Genomic DNA, 16779 nt, shown 5'->3' on the forward strand with positions numbered 1-16779 from the left:
GTGGGATGGACGGCGTGTCGAATCGCCCCTGGCGCGCCACCGTCGCAGTCGCCGCCCTGACCGCCCTGCTCCTTTCCGGCTGCTCAGGTGGCCCCGAGCGCCCCGCGCCGACGACCAGTCCGGTCGGCGCGTCCGCCGCCCCGAGCGGCCCCGCCCCGACACCGGCCACCGACCCGGCTGCCCGTGCCGCGACGTTGGTCGCCACGCTGGCCGACGAAGATCTCGTTGGCCAGGTCCTGATGCCGTACGCCTACGGCGACTCGGCGACGAAGGTCTCCGCCGGCTCGGCAGCCGGTAACCAGGCCCTGGCCGGGGTCGACACCCCCGCCGACATGATCAAGAAGTACCGGCTCGGCGGTCTGATCCTGGTCGGCTTCAGCGCCGACGACCCGACCAAGGGCAACCAGGAGACCACGAACGTCGACAACCCGAAGCAGGTGCACGAGCTCACCACCGGGCTGCGTGCCGCCGCCGGTCAGCTCGCCGCCGGCCCCGCGCCACTGCTGATCGGCACCGACCAGGAGTACGGCGTCGTCACCCGGGTGACAGACGGGGTCACCGTGCTGCCCAGCGCCCTCGCGGCGGGCGCGGCCGGCGACCCGAAGCTGACCGAGGCCGCCTGGCGGGCCGCCGGCGCCGAACTGGCGGCGATGGGCATCAACGTCGACTTCGCCCCGGTGGCCGACGTGCTGGCCACCCACAGCACCGTGATCGGCTCCCGTTCCTACGGCGCCGACCCGAAGCAGGCCGCGGCGCAGGTGGGGGGCGCCGTCCGTGGCCTCCAGGCGGAGGGTGTCGCGGCCACCCTGAAGCACTTCCCCGGGCACGGCCACAGCGCCGACGACTCGCACCAGGACCTGCCGGTGCTCACCCAGTCTGCCGCGGCGTTGCAGAGCGGCGCCTGGCCGCCGTTCACCGCCGGCATCGACGCCGGGGCGATGGCGGTGATGTCCGGGCACCTGGACGCCCACGCGATCGACCCGGGGACCCCGGCGACCTTCTCCCACAAGCTGCTCACCGACGTGCTGCGCGGTCAGCTCGGTTTCCAGGGCGTGGTGATCACCGACGGGATGAACATGCCGCCAGCGAAGCGCTGGGCTCCCGGCGAGGCGGCGGTCCGGGCGCTCAACGCCGGCAACGACCTCATCCTGATGACCCCGAACGTCGGTCAGGCGTACGACGGGCTGCTCGCCGCGCTGCGCGACGGGTCGCTGCCCCGCACCCGGCTGGTCGAGGCGGTCACCCGGGTGTTGACCATGAAGTTCCGGCTCGCCCAGACCCCGGCCGCGCAGATGGCCACGCTCAACGCCCCGGCTCACCGCGCCGCGGCCGACGCGCTTGCCGCCGCCGCCGTCACAGTGCTGCGCGGCACCTGCGGTGGCCCGGTACGCGGGCCGGTCACCGTCACCGCCTCCGGCGGCCGGGACGGCACCCGGGCCGCGCTCACCGCCGCGTTGACCGCCGCCGGGGTGAAGGTAAAGGCCAGCGGGGGCACGATCGTGCACCTGGTGGGCTACGGCGACGGCGCCAAGGACCTGCGCGCCGACGCGGCGGTGACGGTCGCCATGGACACCCCGTACGTGCTGAGCGGGGCGAAGTCACCGACGCTGCTCGCCACGTACTCCTCCAGCCGGGCGTCGATGACCGCGCTGGCCGCCGTGCTGGCCGGCAAGGCCCGGCCGGGCGGCCGATCCCCGGTGGCCGTGCCCGGCCTGCCGGCCACCACCTGCGGCAGTTGACCGCTCGCTCCCGACAGGTCAGCGCTCGCCGCCTCTAAGCCCTCAGGTACGTGAGGACCGCTAGCACACGCCGGTGGCTGTCCTCGGTCTGTGGCAGCTGGAGCTTGTAGAGGATGCTGCGGATGTGCTTGGCCACGGACGCCTCGGCCAGACTCAGACCGGTCGCGATGGCAAGGTTCGACCTGCCCTCCGCGACCAGCGCGAGCACTTCGCGCTCGCGGACGGTCAACGCCTCGAGAGGGTCCCGGTGTCGGCGCAGCATCTGACGGACGACCTCGGGGTCGACGACGGTGCCGCCCTCCACCACCCGACCCAGCGCCTCGACAAAATCACCGACGTGACCGATCCGGTCCTTGAGCAGATAACCGACGTGGGTGCCCTCGCCGACGTTCAGCAGCTCCGTCGCGTACCGCGTCTCGACGTACTGGCTCAGCACCAGAATCGGCAGCCGCGGACGGGTCTGTCGCAGCTCCACCGCCGCACGCAGGCCCTCGTCGGTGAAGCCCGGGGGCATCCGGACGTCGGTGACCACCACGTCCGGATCGTGCTCGGCGACCGCCTCCCGCAGGCTGTCGCTGTCGGAGACCCCGGCGACCACCTCGTGGCCGAATCTGCCCAACAGGCCCACCAGCCCATCGCGCAGCAGGACGCTGTCCTCGGCCAGGACTACGCGGAATCGGGAAGGGTCTGACAAGGGATCTCCACAACTACTCGTGTCGGCCCGCCGGGCGGGCTGGACAGGGAAAGTCTGCCGTCCACGACGGACACCCGATCGGCCAGCCTGATCAGCCCGGTGCCGGTTCCGATGTCGGCGCCGCCGCGCCCGTCGTCGTGCACCTGGACCGTCAGGATCCCCTTCGCGTAGGCGCCGAAGATCCGTCCGCGGTCGGCGCCGGAGTGCTTGGCCATGTTGGCGAGGGCCTCGGAGACGACGAAGTAGGCGGCCGACTCGACAGGCCGGGGGAAGCGTTGCGTGACGCCGAAGTCGACGTCGACGCGAATCGCGGACCGGGTCGCCAGGTCGGTGACTGCCGCCTCCAGCCCGAAGTCGGTGAGCAGCGGCGGATAGACGCCACGAATCAGCTCACGCAGCTCGATCAGCGCCCGGCCCGCCTCGTCCTGCGCGCGGGAGAGCTGGTCGGCCAGCGGGCCGGGCGGGACGTCCAGGCGCGCGACGCCCAGCATCATGGTGAGGGCCACCAGCCGTTGCTGCGCGCCGTCGTGCAGGTCGCGCTCGATGCGGCTGCGCTCGGCCTCGAAGGCGTCGGTGAGGCGGACCCGCGAGCGGGTCAGCTCGACGACCTGCCGGTCGAGCCAGCCGGCGGCCGGAGCGAGGATGGCCCGGGCCAGCTCGGCGCGGAGCCCGGCGAGCATGCCCAGCCCGTAGGCACACACGGCCAGCGCCGCGACGCCCGCCAGACAACTGGCCCAGGCGCCCGGCCAGGAGGTCACCGCGTACGCCTTGAGGACGTTGACCTGATCCTCGTCGCCGATCGTGGCGAACAGCACCGGGGTGGCGAGCAGCGCCAGTGGCACGGTGACCCCGAGGACGAACGCGAGCAGATCGAGCGGCCAGAGCACCAGGGCGCACAGAGACACGTAGCCGAACTCCCGCCAGGTGCCCGGCTCGGTGTAGCGGGTCCGCAGCCAGGATCTGAGGCCGGGACGTGGCGGAACCCGATGACCGTGCGGCACCGGCTGCCCGTCGACCAGCCTCAGGAGACGGCGTTCGAGCCCGGCGGCCGGCAGGCCGATCAGCGGCAGGGCGGCCAGCAGCGGAATCCCTATCACCACTACGGTAAGCAGCCCGCCGACCGCGATCACGAGCAGCGCGGCCACCAGTACCAGCAGGCCCAGCACCCCGGTGCCGAGCAGGTAGGCGGCCGACCGCACGGGCCACCAGGACCATACGAAGCCGAGCCGGGCAAGGGCTTGCCAGACATTGCGGGGTCGCACCGGACCACCGTAGAGGACAACCGGTGCGGGAAGCCCGGGGCCCGTGGCAGCCGGTCAGCGGTGACCCGCCCGGTTGAAGGCCGCGAAGGTATCCCTAGCACTACCGGAAAGACACCATCTCGCGGGGATGTGGCCGGCCCTGCCCTCCGACAGGCTGCACATATGACCCGGGACGCCATTCGCCTGCGCCGTGTCGTCCGGACCTTCGGTTCCGGCGACCCGGCGATCACCGCGCTGCACGACCTCTCGTTGTCCTTCGCGGAAGGCACCTTCACCGCCGTCATGGGACCATCCGGATCCGGCAAGTCGACGCTGCTGCAGTGCGCCGCTGGCCTCGACCGGCCCACGTCCGGCTCGGTGCTGCTCGGCGACACCGACCTGACCACGCTCAACGAGCACAAGCTGACGCTGCTGCGGCGCGAGCGGATCGGCTTCGTCTTCCAGTCCTTCAATCTGCTGCCCACCCTGACCGCCGAGCAGAACGTGGCGTTGCCGCTGCGGCTAGCTGGGCGCCGGCAGTCCCGCGGCGAGGTCCGCGACGTGCTGGCGCGGGTCGGGCTGAGCGGCCGGGCCGGGCACCGCCCGAGCGAGCTGTCCGGCGGCCAGCAGCAGCGGGTCGCTATCGCCCGCGCCCTGATCACCCGCCCCGACGTGTTGTTCGGCGACGAGCCGACCGGCGCGCTCGACTCGTCGACCAGCCGGGAGGTGCTGCGGATGCTGCGCGGAATGGTCGACGACGAGCGGCAGACCATCGTGATGGTCACCCACGACCCAGTCGCCGCCGCCTACGCGGACCGGGTCGTGTTCCTGGCCGACGGCCGGCTCAACGGCGCCCTGGACGCGCCGTCGGCCGAGGCGGTCGCGAACCGGATGACCCAGATGGAGCAGACCGCATGCTGATCGTGACGCTCAGCAGCCTGCGGGCCCGCTGGGTGAGCCTGGTCGGCACGTTCGTCGCGCTGGGCCTTGGTGTCGCGCTTATCGCCACGATGGGGCTCGGGCTGGCGTCTACCCTGGCGGCTCCACAGCAGCACCCCGAGCGGCTCGCCGGCGCGGTGGTCGTGGTCCGCGGTGCCGACGAGCTGCGGGTGCCGTCCCGGATCGGTGTCCGGGTCCAGCCGCTCACGCAGCCGCAGGCGGTTCCGGAGGCCCTCGCCAAGAACCTGGCGAACCTCGGGACGGTTGTCGCGGACCGGTCGTTCCCGGTCCGGGTCGACGGCAAGGACGCCGAGCTGGTCGGGCATCCGTGGCCCGTCGCCGGTTTCGGCGGCAACCGGATCGTCGCCGGCCACGAGCCGCGCACGGCCACGGAGATCGCGATGGTGGCGGATCCGGCCCTGGTCGGCCGTCAGATCGAGGTCCGTACACCGACTGGGCGGGCGGTCTTCACCCTGGCCGCGGCGCTGGCACCGGTCTCGTACGAGAAAGCGGTCTTCTTCAGTGAAAATGCCGCGGCGGAGATATCACCGCGGATCGACAACCTCGTCGTGCATGCTCCGGCGGAGGCCGTTCAGGCCGCGGTCGCCGGCACACCCGGAATCCAGGTGCTCACCGGCGACGACCGGCGACGCGCGGACCCCGACCCGGATCGCGACCGGGAGGCGCTGATCGCGATGAACGCCCTGCTCGGCACGGCCGGCGGGGTGACCACCTTCGTGTCAGTGTTCGTGGTCGCCTCCACGTTCGCGTACGCGGTCGCCCAGCGTCGCCGCGAGATCGGCCTGATGCGCACCGCCGGCGCCACCCCACGCCAGGTCCGGCGGACGATGCTCGCCGAGGCGGGGGCGGTCGGCGTGGTGGCGTCGGCAGCCGGCTGCGCGCTGGGCTCCCACGGGGCGCCGTGGCTCGGAGAGATCCTGGTCGACGAACGGCTGGCGCCGAGCTGGTTCACCATCGGCGACTACCAGTGGCCCTACCACGTGGCGTTCTGGACCGGTCTGATCGTGGCGCTGGCCGGGGTCGCCGTCTCGACGGTCCGGGCCGGCCGGATCCGCCCGACCGAGGCACTGCGGGAGGCGTCGGTCGACACCCGGGCGATGACCCTGGGTCGCTGGATCTTCGGTGCCGGGCTGCTCGCCACCGGGCTGGGCATGCTCTGCTGGCGGCTGCTCAGCGACCCCGGCGACGCGTTGCACCGCAAGACGTACACCACCCAGCCGATGCTGCTGATCACCGCGATCGCGCTGCTGGCGCCGATCCTGGTGGGGCCGCTGACCCGGCTGATCGCCTGGCTACCGGCTCAGCTGTCGGGCGCGACCGGCATGCTGATGCGTGAGAACGCAAGCGCCGGGGTGCGGCGCACGGCCGCTGTCGCCGCGCCGGTGCTGGTCACCGTCGCGCTGGCCGGCTCCCTGCTGGGCGCTACCGCGACGATCAACGCGGCGAAGGCGGCCGAGATCCGTACACAGATCGCCGCCGACCTGATCGTCGACGGCACCAGTTTGGACGAGTCTGCCGTGGCCGCCGTCCGGAGGGTTCCCGGCGCGAAGGTGATGACCAGCGCCTCCAGCGCGTTATACACGCTGGAGGAGGGCGTCGCGCTGATCCGCTCGGATGCCCAGGCGGTCGACCCGGAGACGCTGGCCGCGGTGCGCCACCTGCCGGTCCGGGCCGGCCGGATCAGTGACCTCGACGACCAGAGCATTGTCGTCAACGAGGAGTGGGCCGTGCACACCGTTGGCCGGCAGGTCACGGTCTGGCTCGGCGACGGGACCGAGCGCTCGCTGCGCGTCGTGGCGGTCCTGGCTACCGGCACCGGGAGCAACGGCGTCTACGTGACCGGGCACAACGCGGGCGGCGCGGTGGTGGACCACATCGAGTTGTCGTGGCGGCCGGGCACGGACGTCTCCGCCGGCGAGGCCGCCGTCCGCTCCGCGCTGCGCTCCTCCGGCGCCCAGGTGCAGACCCGCGCCGAGTGGCTCACCGAGCAGCTGCCTGCCAGCGGCCGACAGACCACTGTGGGCTATCTGGTCGTGCTCGGCATCGCGTTGACCTACACCGGAATCGCGGTGGCCAATACGATGGTGATGGCCACCTCGGACCGGGTGCGGGACCTGGCCGTGCTCCGGCTCGCCGGGGCCACGAAGCGGCAGGTGCTGCTGTTGGTGATGGCCGAGTCCCTGACCATGGTGGCGGTCGGCGCGGTCTTGGGCGTGCTGGCGACGCTGGTGAACCTGCTCGGGATCTGGGGTGCGCTGGGGGCACTCTCGGTCTGGACGGCGATCGTCGTCCCCTGGCAGATCCTCGGCCTGACCCTGGTGGCCTGCGCGGTCGTCGCGCTCCTGGCCACGCTGGCGCCGACGATCGGCGCGATGCGCACTCGACCCGTGGAGCTGGCCGGCACCAAGGAATGACGGGCCCGCGAACGCTCCGGACGAGCCGTTCACGAGCTCGTTCGTGCGGGCTCGTAGTTCCCACCAAGCGGCGGTGCCTAATCCAGGACCTCGGCGGTCAGCCGACGGGCCAGCACCCCCAGCGGATGGCCCGCGCGAAGCAGTACTGCCGAGCCGGTGCCGGGCGGGAAACCCGTCGCGTCGTCGGCCGTGGCACTGGCAGCATGTCGGTCATGGGTCAGGCACAGGGCTTCAGGTACGACCACCGTGCGGACGGCTTGGTGGTGATCACGCACCACGGGCGGGTGGCGGGCACCCTGCGCGGCGCCCGCGCGGCGCAGTTCCTCGCCGAGGTCGACGACGACCCGCAGTTGGTGATGGCCCGCTGGACGGGCAACTACCGCCACGGCAACGAACGCACAGCGAAGCGGCATCCCCGCAACCGGACGTGAACGACGCGAAGGCCCCTGCTCGTCGCCGCGCGACGAGCAGGGGCCTTGCCTGCTGCGGGGTCCTGCGGGTTTCTCAGGGCCGGGCGAAGACCAGCGCCACGTTGTGACCGCCGAAGCCGAACGCGTTGTTCAACGCGGCGGGGATCTCCATGTGGCGTGCCTTGTGCGCCGCGACATCGAGCGTGAGACCGGGCTCCGGGTCGTCGAGGTTGATCGTCGGAGGCACCACACTGTCGCGGATGGCCAGGATGGTGGCGATCGACTCCAGCGCGCCGGCCGCACCGAGCAGGTGACCGGTCATCGACTTCGTAGCGGTCAACACCGGGTGGTCGCCGAGCGCCTTGTGCAGCCCGCCGATCTCCAGCATGTCACCGATCGGCGTCGAGGTGGCGTGCGCGTTGACGTGCACGATGTCCCGCTTGGCCACGTCCGCGTCCGCTATCGCCTTGGCGATGGCCCGGATGGCACCCTCGCCCTCGGCGTGCGGCTGCACGATGTCGTACGCGTCGGACGTGATGCCGGCCCCGGCGAGGCGCGCGTAGACCCGGGCGCCCCGGGCCGCGGCGTGTTCGGCCCGCTCCAGCACCACGATGCCGGCACCCTCACCGAGGACGAAGCCGTCGCGGCCGGTGTCCCACGGGCGGGAGGCGTGCTCCGGGTCGTCGTTGCGGGTGGACATCGCCCGCATCGAGCTGAAGCCGGCGATCGGCAGCGGGTGGATGACCGCCTCGGTGCCACCGGCCACCACCACGTCGGCCCGGCCGGAGCGGATGATGTCCAGACCGAGAGCGATCGCCTCGGCACCGGTGGCGCAGGCGCTGGCCATCGAGTGCACCCCGGCCTTGGCCCCCAACTCCAACCCGACCCAGGCGGCCGGACCGTTGGGCATCAGCATCGGGATGGTGTGCGGGGACACCCGCCGCGGCCCGGACGCTTCGAGGATGTCGTCCTGCGCGAGCAGGGTGGTGGCACCGCCGATGCCGGAGCCGACGCTGACGGCCAGCCGCTCCCCGTCGAGGTCGGACCCGGCCAGGCCGGCGTCCGCCCAGGCCTGCTGGGCCGCGATGATCGCGATCGCCTCGGAGCGGTCCAGTCGGCGCAGGCGGACCCGGTCCAGCACCTCGGACGGTTCCACGGCCAACTGGGCGGCGATCCGGACCGGCAGTTGCGCGGCCCACTCCTGGGTGAGGGCACTCACCCCGGAGCGGCCGGCGAGCATGGCGTCCCAGGTCGACGCGACGTCCCCGCCGAGCGGGGTCGTCGCGCCGAGCCCGGTGACGACGACGTCAGGACGACTCATGATCAGGACTGCGCCGCGATGTAGCTGACGGCGTCACCGACGGTCTTGAGGTTCTGCACCTCGTTGTCCGGGATCTTGACGCCGAACTTCTCCTCGGCGGCCACCACGACCTCCACCATGGAGAGCGAGTCGACGTCGAGGTCGTCGGTGAAGGACTTCCCCTCGGCCACGTCGTCCGGGTTCACTCCGGCAACCTCTTCGAGGATCTCGGCGAGGCCGGTGGTGATCTCGTCACGGGTCATTGCGGTTGGTTCCTTTCATCGGGGTTGTCCGACGGACGGCGTCGCCGACCGCCACTCCTCGACGCGTACGCGCCGAAGGGGGTCTTCAGGGGCAGCGGACGACCTGACCGGCGTAGGTCAGGCCACCGCCGAAGCCGAACAGCAGCACCGGTGCGCCCGAGGGCACCTCCCGACGCTCGACAAGCTTGGACAGGGCCAGCGGCACGCTCGCGGCGGAGGTGTTGCCGGACTCGACGATGTCCTTCGCGATGATCGCATTGGGGATGTTGAGCCGCTTGGCGATGCCGTCGATGATCCGGGCGTTCGCCTGGTGCGGCACGAACGCGGCCAGCTCCGACGGGTCGACCCCGGCCCGCTCGCAGGCCTGTAGGGCCAGCGGGGCCAGCTCGGTGGTGGCCCAGCGGAACACCGCCTGCCCCTCCTGCTGGACGTACGGGCGCCAACCCTCGATGCGCACCGCGTCGCTCTTCTCCGGCACCGAACCCCAGACCACCGGGCCGATCCCGGCCGGCTCGTCGTCGGCGGTGGCGGTGACCACCGCCGCACCGGCGCCGTCGGCGAAGATGATGCAGGTGGACCGGTCGGTCCAGTCGGTGAAGTCGGACAGCTTCTCCGCGCCGATGACTATCGCGTTGCGCGACGCGCCGGCCCGGATGGCGTGGTCGACGGTGCCCAGCGCGTACGCGAAGCCCGAGCAGGCGGTGTTCACGTCGTACGCGCCCGGGGCGGTGATGCCCAGCTTGGCGGCGACCCGGCAGGCCACGTTGGGGCTGCGGTCGATCGACGTGCAGGTGGCGACAACGACCAGGTCGATGTCGGCGGCGGTCAGACCCGAGTTGGCAAGCGCCTTGCCGGCGGCGGCAGCGGCCATGTCGGCCACCGTCTCGGTGTCGGCGATCCGCCGGCTGACGATGCCGACGCGGTCGCGGATCCACTCGTCGTTGGTGTCGACGAGCTGGGCGATGTCGTCGTTTGTCACCACCCGCGAGGGCTGGTAGTGCCCCATCGAGACGATGCGACTGCCAGTCATGAGCGACCTCCGATGCGGGCGATCAGGTCCCGTGCGGCCGGCAGGTCGTCCGGGGTGTTCAGGGTGACGATCTCCGGGGCGCCATCGCCCTTGAGCTCCCGCTTGACCAGCCCGGCGAGAGTGCCGGCGGGCGGCAACTCGATCACACCGGTGACCCCGAGGTCGGCCATCGTACGCATGCACAGATCCCAGCGCACCGGCGCGGTCACCTGGCGGACCAGGCGTTGCACCAGCTCCTGGCCGTTGTCGACAGCGGTGCCGTCGAGGTTCGAGAGCAGGATCCGGGCCGGGTCGGCGGGGGTGATCCCGGCGGCGACCTCGGCGAGCGCGGTCGCCGCCGGGGCCATGTACGGGGTGTGGAACGCGCCGGCCACCTTGAGCCGGATGATCCGGGTCCGGGCGGGCGGCTCGGCGACGAGCTTGTCGAGCCCGGCCAGCGCGCCGGCGGCGACTGTCTGCCCGGCGCCGTTGCGGTTGGCCGGATACAGCCCGTGCGCCTCGATGGCGCTGAGCACCTCGTCCGGGTCGCCACCAAGCGTCGCGGCCATCCCGGTCGGCTCCAGGGCGCACGCGGCGGCCATCTCCCGCCCGCGTACGCCGGCGAGGGTGATCGCTGCTTCGGGGGTCAGCACACCGGCGACGACCGCGGCACCCAACTCGCCGACGCTGTGCCCGGCGGTGAGCCCGACGCCGTCAAGTGGCAGGTGCTCGGCCGCGAGCATCGCCGCGGCGACGAGCAGCGGCTGGGTGCGGGCGGTGTCCACGATCTCGTCCGCGTCGGCGGTGGTGCCCAGGTGCACCAGGTCGACCCCGGCCAACGCCGACCACTCGCGCAGCCGCGCCTCGGTGCCGGTCAGGTCGAGCCAGGGGGTCAGGAAGCCGGGTTTCTGAGAACCCTGGCCGGGACTAAGTACGGCGAGCACGCCTATGACTCTCCCGGATTCGCCTCGGTAACGCTGTGCCGCCTCCGACCAAACCGCACTAGAACCTTTGGAGGTTTCTTACAAAAATCGGCGAGGATCATCCTCGTTATGCGCGATTTTCCGGCTGCCTGGGGTGATTGTCTGGGTCGGCACGGCCGAGGCGAGCGGGACGACCGGATCCAACCGACCCACTGTCAGCGCCACCTGGAGCGCGAACGCGTCCCGGGGAGACAGCGGCGAGAAGCCGGTCACCTCGGCGATCCGGCGCAACCGGTAACGCACCGTGTTCGGGTGCACGAACAGCGCCCGCGCGGCGCTCTCCAGCGTGCCGCCGGCGGCGAGGAACGCGTCAAGGGTCGCCAGCAGTTCGCCACCGGCGCGCACAAGCGTCGCGTACACGTCGTGCCGCAACCGCCGGCGGGCCTCCGCGTCGCCCGCCAGGGCCCGCTCGGGCAACAGGTCGGCGGCCGGCACCGGGCGGGGGGCACCGGGCCAGGCCGGCGCCGCCCGGAAACCGGACAGCGCGGCCCGCGCCGACTCGGTCGCCTCGTCCAGGCTCGGTACGGCCGGACCCACCACCACCGGTCCGTCGCCGAACGCGCTGAGCAGCTTGGCGGTGGCGGTGAGCGGGTCCGCCGCACCGCCCAACACGATCACCAGGCGGTCGCCGTGCACCCCGCCGATCACCTCCACACCGATCCGGCGGGCCTGCCGGTAGACCACGTGCAGCACCGCGGAGACCTCACCGCCCGGCGATCGACCCACCGCCACCGCCACCGGCGGCGCGTCCGCCCAGCCGAGCGCGGCGGCCCGGCTGGCCAGCACATCGGGTGAGTCCCCGCGCAGCAGCGCGTCGACAAGCAGGGCCTGCAACCGGGCGTCCCACGCGCCGCGTGACTCGGCTGCCCGCGCGTACACCCGGGCGGCGGCGAACGCGATCTCCCGGGAGAAGCGCAGCACCGCTTCGCGCAGTTGCTGCTCCTCACCCTCGGCGGCCAGGTGCGACACCTGCTCCTCGACCACGTCGATGGTCACCTTGATCAACGCCACGGTCTGCTGGAGGGTGATCGACCGGGCCAGCGCCTGCGGGGCGGCGGCGAAGACCTCGTCCGAGACCTCCTGGGTGCTGTCCGCAGTGCCGCCGCCGTCCTGCAACCACTGCACCAGCGACCGGGCGCCCGCCTGGGCCACCAGCATCACCCAGGAGCGCTGGTCGGCCGGCAGCGCCCGGAACCACGGCAGCGTCTCGTCCATCCGGGCCACGCTGGAGGTGGCCAACGCCCCCGCCGAACGCTCGATCCGGCGCAGCGTGGCCGCCAGCTCTCCACCCCCCGGCGTACTCACCGCCCTAGCCTGACACGTCGTGAGCAGGCCAACCACGCCGGCACCGGTCGGCGGGCCGTCGGCAGCACCGTTGCCGGGCATCAGCTGGTCGGTGAGTCCCTCGACCTCCGGCCCGCCCGCCAGCTGCTGGCGAACCCGGTGGCCTGCGGCCCGTGCGGCACCGACACGCGCCGAAGGGGATTACGCGGCACCCGGTCCGCCAGCGCCATAATGATGATCATGATTGATCGGGAGAACCTGGCCGAGCTGGCTCGCGAGATCGACAACACCTGCCGCCTGACCGGCACGTTCGTGCTCCGGTCCGGGCGGACCGCCGACGAGTACTTCGACAAGTACCGCTTCGAGGCCGACCCACGTCTCCTTGACCGGGTGGCCGCCCACCTCGTGCCCCTGGTCCCCACCGGCACCGAGGTGCTGGCCGGGTTGGAGTTGGGCGGCATCCCGGTGGTGACCGCGCTCGGCCGGCACACCGGGTTGCCCTGCGCCTTCGTCCGCAAGAGCGCGAAGGCGTACGGGACGGCCCGGCTGGCCGAGGGGGCGGACCTGGCCGGGCGGCAGGTGCTGGTGGTCGAGGACATCGTCACCTCCGGCGGGCAGGTGGTCATCTCAACCGGCAACCTCCGCGAACTGGGTGCCCGGGTGGAGCACGCCCTCTGCGTCATCGACCGCGCCGAGGGTGGAGCCGAGGCGCTGGCCGGTCACGGCGTGGCGCTGCGGGCGCTGCTGCGCCGAGCGGATCTGGAGGCGCACCGCGCGTGCTGAGCGCCGCCCCGATCGGGCTGCGGCCCGCGCGTGCTGAGCGCCGCCGGCCGGGCTGCGGCCCGCGCGTGAACGGCACGGGAAGAGGCGGTGAACTGCGCGACCTGGTTCCGCGCCCACCGTCGTCTTCGTGAGCTGGCCGGTGTCGACCCCAGGTACGCGGCGCGCGGCCCGTCGGGCCCGGCCAGTACGGTGACAGGGGCACGTCGGGGGAGCACCCGGGTGAGGCGAGCGTGAGGAGACCGGGAATGGCGCACGGGGAGGCCGAGCACGGCTGCGCCCAGGGCGAGCCCTGCCGGCCGGGGCACCACGACCCGCAGGTGGCTGGCAAGCACCGTCGGCCGACCGCCGGCGCGCCGTCGCACCCGGTGGAGCCGCGGCCCGACGACGAGATCACGCTCCCGCGCCAACGCGGCGCGGAGGGCTCCGCCCGGACCGAGCCCGACGCAGACGTTCCCGCTGGTTGCCTGAGCGAACTTGACGGCTGGGCCGGGGCCCATCGGCACGGCCCGGTCCGGCCGCGCCCACGGGCCGCCCGCCGGGAGCGCCCACCACGCCGCTGGTGCTGAGCCGGCGACCTCGGCGCCAGCGGCCGGGAGTTAACGGGTACGACGCGCCAGCGGCCGGGAGTCAGCGGGTACGACGCGCCAGCGGCCGGGAGTCAGCGGGTACGACGGCGGATCAGCAGGGCGATCCCGGCGAGGCCGATCGTGATCGTCAGCATCACTCCGACGTTGAGCAGCAGCAGGCGCTGCAGGTCGCCGAGCGCGTCGTCGAGGTCCTTCGCCGGGTCGAGCGTGTCCTCCGGGAGCACCCGTTCGCCGCCGCCCGCGCCGCCACTGACCGTGTCGAACTGCCGCTCCAGCGGCACACCGGCGGTGCGCAGGGTCTCGGACATGCTGAGCCGGCCCAGGAACCAGCCAGCACTGATCTTGCGGGCGTCCGGCTGCTTCGCCGGCCGGTAGACCCGCGGGCCGCCGACCGCCTTGGGATAGAGGTCGTACGTCTGCTGCGGCGTCTCACCGGCGAACACCACGACCGTGTACTTCGGACCGAGGTCGGCCGGCTTCGGCCCGGTCGGCATGCCGGTGCGCCCGAGGAAGTTGACCTGGTCGATGACCGCGCCCACATGGGCTGGTTGCGTGTCCACCCGCAGTCGCAACGGCGCGTCGAGCCCTTCGCCGGTGATGTCCACCCCGGCTGGTGCCGGCTTCGGCGCCGCCAGGGCCGGGCCGGCGGTGCCGAGCGACAGCAGCGCTGCCGCCAGCGAGCCCGCCACCACGGTGGCCAACCACCTCATGTGTCGGACCATCCCGCCTCCTCGCCCCGTTCGATGGATGGCTTCGGTGTGACGCCTGGAGCGGTCTGCCGATGCGACGCCGACCGGAGGGTCGGTCCTACACCTACAGACTCCGCAAAACGTCGATGAGTTGCAGCCTTTGGAACAGTAATTGGAACTATCTGCGATCTCTGCTCGACTAATGAGGAGCTGTTTGATCAGCGGGCGGATCGTACCCTTACGGAGGGGTTCATGGGGGGCAGGGTTACACGTACGGTGCGGGTTGTGCCAGGGGTGCTCGGCGTGGCGTTCGGTGTGTCGTTTCTGCTACCTGCCGCTCCGGCTGCCGCGCACAACTCGCTGACCGGCAGCGATCCGCGCGACGGCGCCCGGGTGGCGACGGCCCCTGCCCGCATCGAGCTGCGGTTCCTCGCCAAGCCCGCACCGACTACGACGAAGATCACAATAACCGGACCGGACAATGTGGTCGCCGGCGGCCCGCCCGTCTTCGCCGGCAGCCGCGTCCGGGTGCCGTTCACACCGGCCGCCGCGGGGCTCTACATCGTCGGGTATCAACTCGCGTCAGGCGACGGTCACCCGGTGAAGGGCGAGGTGCGGTTCACCCTCACGTCAGGGACCACCGCCAGCCCGTCGGTGCTGCCGTCGACCGGCAGTGCCGCCGTGACGCCGGAAGCCGCGGCCGCCTCGCCGTCGGCCGGGCCGGCCTCGACCACACCGAGCGTCACCCCGACGGCGGTCGTACCGCTGGCACAGGAGCGGCGCTGGTGGCCCTGGGCGCTCGGCGCGCTGTTGCTGCCAGCCGCCCTCGCCGCCGCCCTACTGCTCCGCCACCGCCGCAAAACCCCCTAACCCCGCCACGTACCGCAGTCGATCATGGAGTTGTGGTGCTGGACAAAGCCCCCCGAAAGGGGTCTATCCAGGCACCACAACTCCATGATCGACAGGGCTGGGGCGTCAGACCAGGCGGAGTCGGGCTGCGCGGATTCGGGTCAGGGTGCGCTCGCGGCCGAGCACCTCAAGGGACTCGAACAGCGGCAGGCCCACGGTGCGGCCGGTGACCGCGACCCGGACCGGTGCCTGCGTCTTGCCGAGCTTCAGGCCACGCTCGGCACCGACGGCCTCCAGCGTCGACTTCAGCGACTCGGCGTCCCAGGACTCCAGCGCCTCGAACGCCGCGACGGCGGCGTCCAGCAGGTCCGCCGAGCCGTCCTTCATCGTCTTGGCCCAGGCCGCCTCGTCGATAAGCGGCGAGGCGAGGAACAGGAAGTCGACGTTCGGCACGATCTCGCTGAGCAGCGCGAGCCGGGTCTGGGCCAGCGGAGCCACCGCGGCGAACGCGTCGGCGTCGAACTCCGCCGGCTGCCAGGGCGGCGGCGCGATGGTCCCGGTGCCGGTCAGCCACGGCTGGCAGGCGTCGATGAAGTCGGGCACGGACAGCGCGCGAATGTACTCGCCGTTGAACGCGCGCAGCTTCTTCTCGTCGAAGAACGCGGGGGAGGGGTTGACCTCCTCCAGCCGGAACTCGTCCTCGATGACCGACCAGGGCACGATCTCCCGGTCGCCGGAGGGCGCCCACCCGAGCAGCATCAGATAGTTGCGCATCGCACCGGCGAGGTAGCCCTCCTCGCGGTACGCCTCCAGGGCGACCTTGTCCCGGCGCTTGGAGAGCTTCTGCCGCTTCTCGTTGACCACCACCGGCACGTGCGCCCAGATCGGCGGCTTGACCCCGAGGGCGTCCCAGAGCAACTGCTGCTTGGGGGTGTTGGGCAGGTGCTCCTCGGCCCGGATCACGTGGGTGATCCCCATGGTCATGTCGTCGACGACGTTGGCCAGCAGGAAGACCGGCGAGCCGTCGCCCCGGGCGATGACGAAGTCCTCGATGAGCTTGTTGTCGAAGGTGGGCTCACCACGGATCAGGTCGACCACCACCGTCGCGCCCTCGTCGGGCGTCCGGAAGCGCAGTGCGTGCCCCGGACCCGGGCCGAGGCCACGGTCGCGGTGGTAGCCGTCGTAGCCCTGGTACTGCGAGCCGGTGCGGGCCTGCACGTCCTCGCGGGTGCAGTCGCAGTAGTAGGCGCGCCCCGACTCGTAGAGCCGGGTGGCGGCGGCCCGGTGCTCGCCGGCGTTCTCGGACTGGAAGTACGGGCCCTCGTAGCTGCCCCGGGAGATGCCGATCCAGTCGAGTGCGGAGAGGATGCCCTCGGTCCACTCGGGCTTGTTGCGCGCCGCGTCGGTGTCCTCGACCCGCAGCACGAACACCCCGCCCTGCTGCTTGGCGAAGATCCAGTTCTGCAGTGCCGAGCGGGCACCACCGACATGGAACATACCGGTCGGGGAGGGGGCGAAGCGCACACGTACCGTCACGTCCCCCAGCCTACGGCGACCCTCCACCGCTTTTCGCC

Annotated in this window: 16 protein-coding genes; 7 read left to right on the top strand and 9 right to left on the bottom strand. The window is 72.2% G+C overall.

The window, feature by feature from the left end:
* Positions 1-5 precede the first annotated feature (5 nt).
* Entirely contained in the window at positions 6-1739 is a 1734-nt protein-coding gene (locus tag AB0B85_RS10815; protein ID WP_357405861.1) for a glycoside hydrolase family 3 N-terminal domain-containing protein, read from the top strand.
* A 34-nt stretch (positions 1740-1773) separates the two neighbouring features.
* On the opposite strand, the gene AB0B85_RS10820 is transcribed toward AB0B85_RS10815, so the two are convergent.
* Entirely contained in the window at positions 1774-2433 is a 660-nt protein-coding gene (locus tag AB0B85_RS10820) for a response regulator transcription factor (RefSeq protein ID WP_357405863.1), read from the bottom strand.
* Positions 2406-3695: a sensor domain-containing protein gene (locus AB0B85_RS10825; RefSeq protein WP_357405865.1), complete on the bottom strand. Its 1290-nt coding sequence runs from the start codon at positions 3693-3695 to the stop codon at positions 2406-2408. Before AB0B85_RS10825 ends, AB0B85_RS10820 begins: the two co-directional genes overlap by 28 nt.
* 162 nt (positions 3696-3857) lie before the next feature.
* Here AB0B85_RS10825 and AB0B85_RS10830 point away from each other — a divergent pair, with 162 nt between their 5' ends.
* From AB0B85_RS10830 to AB0B85_RS10840, 3 genes are all read left to right on the top strand, one after another.
* Positions 3858-4595 (top strand): ABC transporter ATP-binding protein, encoded by a 738-nt coding sequence (locus tag AB0B85_RS10830; RefSeq protein ID WP_357405867.1) that lies wholly within the window; start codon positions 3858-3860, stop codon positions 4593-4595.
* Positions 4589-7048 carry an FtsX-like permease family protein gene (locus AB0B85_RS10835; protein WP_357405869.1) on the top strand — a complete coding sequence of 820 codons (2460 nt, stop codon included), beginning with the start codon at positions 4589-4591 and terminating at the stop codon, positions 7046-7048. Before AB0B85_RS10830 ends, AB0B85_RS10835 begins: the two co-directional genes overlap by 7 nt.
* Before the next feature lie 212 nt (positions 7049-7260).
* Positions 7261-7479 (top strand): hypothetical protein, encoded by a 219-nt coding sequence (locus AB0B85_RS10840; RefSeq protein ID WP_357405871.1) that lies wholly within the window; start codon positions 7261-7263, stop codon positions 7477-7479.
* Positions 7480-7552: 73 nt separating this feature from the next.
* Here the strand turns inward: AB0B85_RS10840 and fabF are convergent, their stop codons facing one another.
* The 5 genes from fabF to AB0B85_RS10865 all read right to left on the bottom strand — a co-directional run bounded on the left by fabF (position 7553) and on the right by AB0B85_RS10865 (position 12441).
* Positions 7553-8779, bottom strand: coding sequence for a beta-ketoacyl-ACP synthase II (fabF, locus tag AB0B85_RS10845; protein WP_357405873.1), 1227 nt, complete (start codon positions 8777-8779; stop codon positions 7553-7555).
* A gap of 2 nt (positions 8780-8781) precedes the next feature.
* Positions 8782-9021, bottom strand: a complete 240-nt coding sequence (locus tag AB0B85_RS10850) for an acyl carrier protein (RefSeq protein WP_030330276.1) — start codon at positions 9019-9021, stop codon at positions 8782-8784.
* Between the two features lie 85 nt (positions 9022-9106).
* The gene (locus AB0B85_RS10855) at positions 9107-10051 is read right to left on the bottom strand and encodes a beta-ketoacyl-ACP synthase III (RefSeq protein ID WP_110565639.1); all 945 of its coding nucleotides are present in this window, start codon (positions 10049-10051) and stop codon (positions 9107-9109) included.
* Complete coding sequence (locus tag AB0B85_RS10860) at positions 10048-10974, bottom strand: ACP S-malonyltransferase (RefSeq protein WP_357405875.1); 927 nt, start codon at positions 10972-10974, stop codon at positions 10048-10050. Before AB0B85_RS10860 ends, AB0B85_RS10855 begins: the two co-directional genes overlap by 4 nt.
* A 78-nt stretch (positions 10975-11052) precedes the next feature.
* Positions 11053-12441 carry a helix-turn-helix domain-containing protein gene (locus tag AB0B85_RS10865; RefSeq protein WP_357406066.1) on the bottom strand — a complete coding sequence of 463 codons (1389 nt, stop codon included), beginning with the start codon at positions 12439-12441 and terminating at the stop codon, positions 11053-11055.
* 96 nt (positions 12442-12537) lie between these two features.
* Between AB0B85_RS10865 and AB0B85_RS10870 the strand changes: the two genes are divergently transcribed.
* Both AB0B85_RS10870 and AB0B85_RS10875 read left to right on the top strand, forming a co-directional pair.
* Entirely contained in the window at positions 12538-13080 is a 543-nt protein-coding gene (locus AB0B85_RS10870) for a phosphoribosyltransferase family protein (protein ID WP_357405877.1), read from the top strand.
* Positions 13081-13325: 245 nt separating this feature from the next.
* Complete coding sequence (locus tag AB0B85_RS10875; protein ID WP_357405879.1) at positions 13326-13646, top strand: hypothetical protein; 321 nt, start codon at positions 13326-13328, stop codon at positions 13644-13646.
* A gap of 92 nt (positions 13647-13738) precedes the next feature.
* On the opposite strand, the gene AB0B85_RS10880 is transcribed toward AB0B85_RS10875, so the two are convergent.
* A complete protein-coding gene (locus tag AB0B85_RS10880; RefSeq protein WP_357405881.1) occupies positions 13739-14389 on the bottom strand; it encodes a hypothetical protein in 651 nt (216 codons plus the stop codon).
* A gap of 243 nt (positions 14390-14632) precedes the next feature.
* Here AB0B85_RS10880 and AB0B85_RS10885 point away from each other — a divergent pair, with 243 nt between their 5' ends.
* Positions 14633-15226 carry a copper resistance CopC family protein gene (locus AB0B85_RS10885; RefSeq protein ID WP_357405883.1) on the top strand — a complete coding sequence of 198 codons (594 nt, stop codon included), beginning with the start codon at positions 14633-14635 and terminating at the stop codon, positions 15224-15226.
* Positions 15227-15331: 105 nt separating this feature from the next.
* On the opposite strand, the gene gltX is transcribed toward AB0B85_RS10885, so the two are convergent.
* Positions 15332-16741, bottom strand: a complete 1410-nt coding sequence (gene gltX / locus AB0B85_RS10890; RefSeq protein WP_357405885.1) for a glutamate--tRNA ligase — start codon at positions 16739-16741, stop codon at positions 15332-15334.
* Between the last annotated feature and the right edge of the window lie 38 nt (positions 16742-16779).

The sequence above is a fragment of the Micromonospora sp. NPDC049044 genome (assembly GCF_040649215.1).
Classification (GTDB): domain Bacteria; phylum Actinomycetota; class Actinomycetes; order Mycobacteriales; family Micromonosporaceae; genus Micromonospora.

Excerpts from the sequence above, each read along its gene's own strand:
- AB0B85_RS10840 (WP_357405871.1), top strand. The coding sequence starts at position 7,261 with ATGGGTCAGGCACAGGGCTTCAGGTACGACCACCGTGCGGACGGCTTG.
- AB0B85_RS10875 (WP_357405879.1), top strand. The coding sequence starts at position 13,326 with ATGGCGCACGGGGAGGCCGAGCACGGCTGCGCCCAGGGCGAGCCCTGC.
- AB0B85_RS10855 (WP_110565639.1), bottom strand. The coding sequence starts at position 10,051 with ATGACTGGCAGTCGCATCGTCTCGATGGGGCACTACCAGCCCTCGCGG.
- AB0B85_RS10850 (WP_030330276.1), bottom strand. The coding sequence starts at position 9,021 with ATGACCCGTGACGAGATCACCACCGGCCTCGCCGAGATCCTCGAAGAG.
- AB0B85_RS10830 (WP_357405867.1), top strand. The coding sequence starts at position 3,858 with ATGACCCGGGACGCCATTCGCCTGCGCCGTGTCGTCCGGACCTTCGGT.
- AB0B85_RS10880 (WP_357405881.1), bottom strand. The coding sequence starts at position 14,389 with ATGGTCCGACACATGAGGTGGTTGGCCACCGTGGTGGCGGGCTCGCTG.
- AB0B85_RS10815 (WP_357405861.1), top strand. The coding sequence starts at position 6 with ATGGACGGCGTGTCGAATCGCCCCTGGCGCGCCACCGTCGCAGTCGCC.
- fabF (WP_357405873.1), bottom strand. The coding sequence starts at position 8,779 with ATGAGTCGTCCTGACGTCGTCGTCACCGGGCTCGGCGCGACGACCCCG.
- AB0B85_RS10870 (WP_357405877.1), top strand. The coding sequence starts at position 12,538 with ATGATTGATCGGGAGAACCTGGCCGAGCTGGCTCGCGAGATCGACAAC.
- AB0B85_RS10835 (WP_357405869.1), top strand. The coding sequence starts at position 4,589 with ATGCTGATCGTGACGCTCAGCAGCCTGCGGGCCCGCTGGGTGAGCCTG.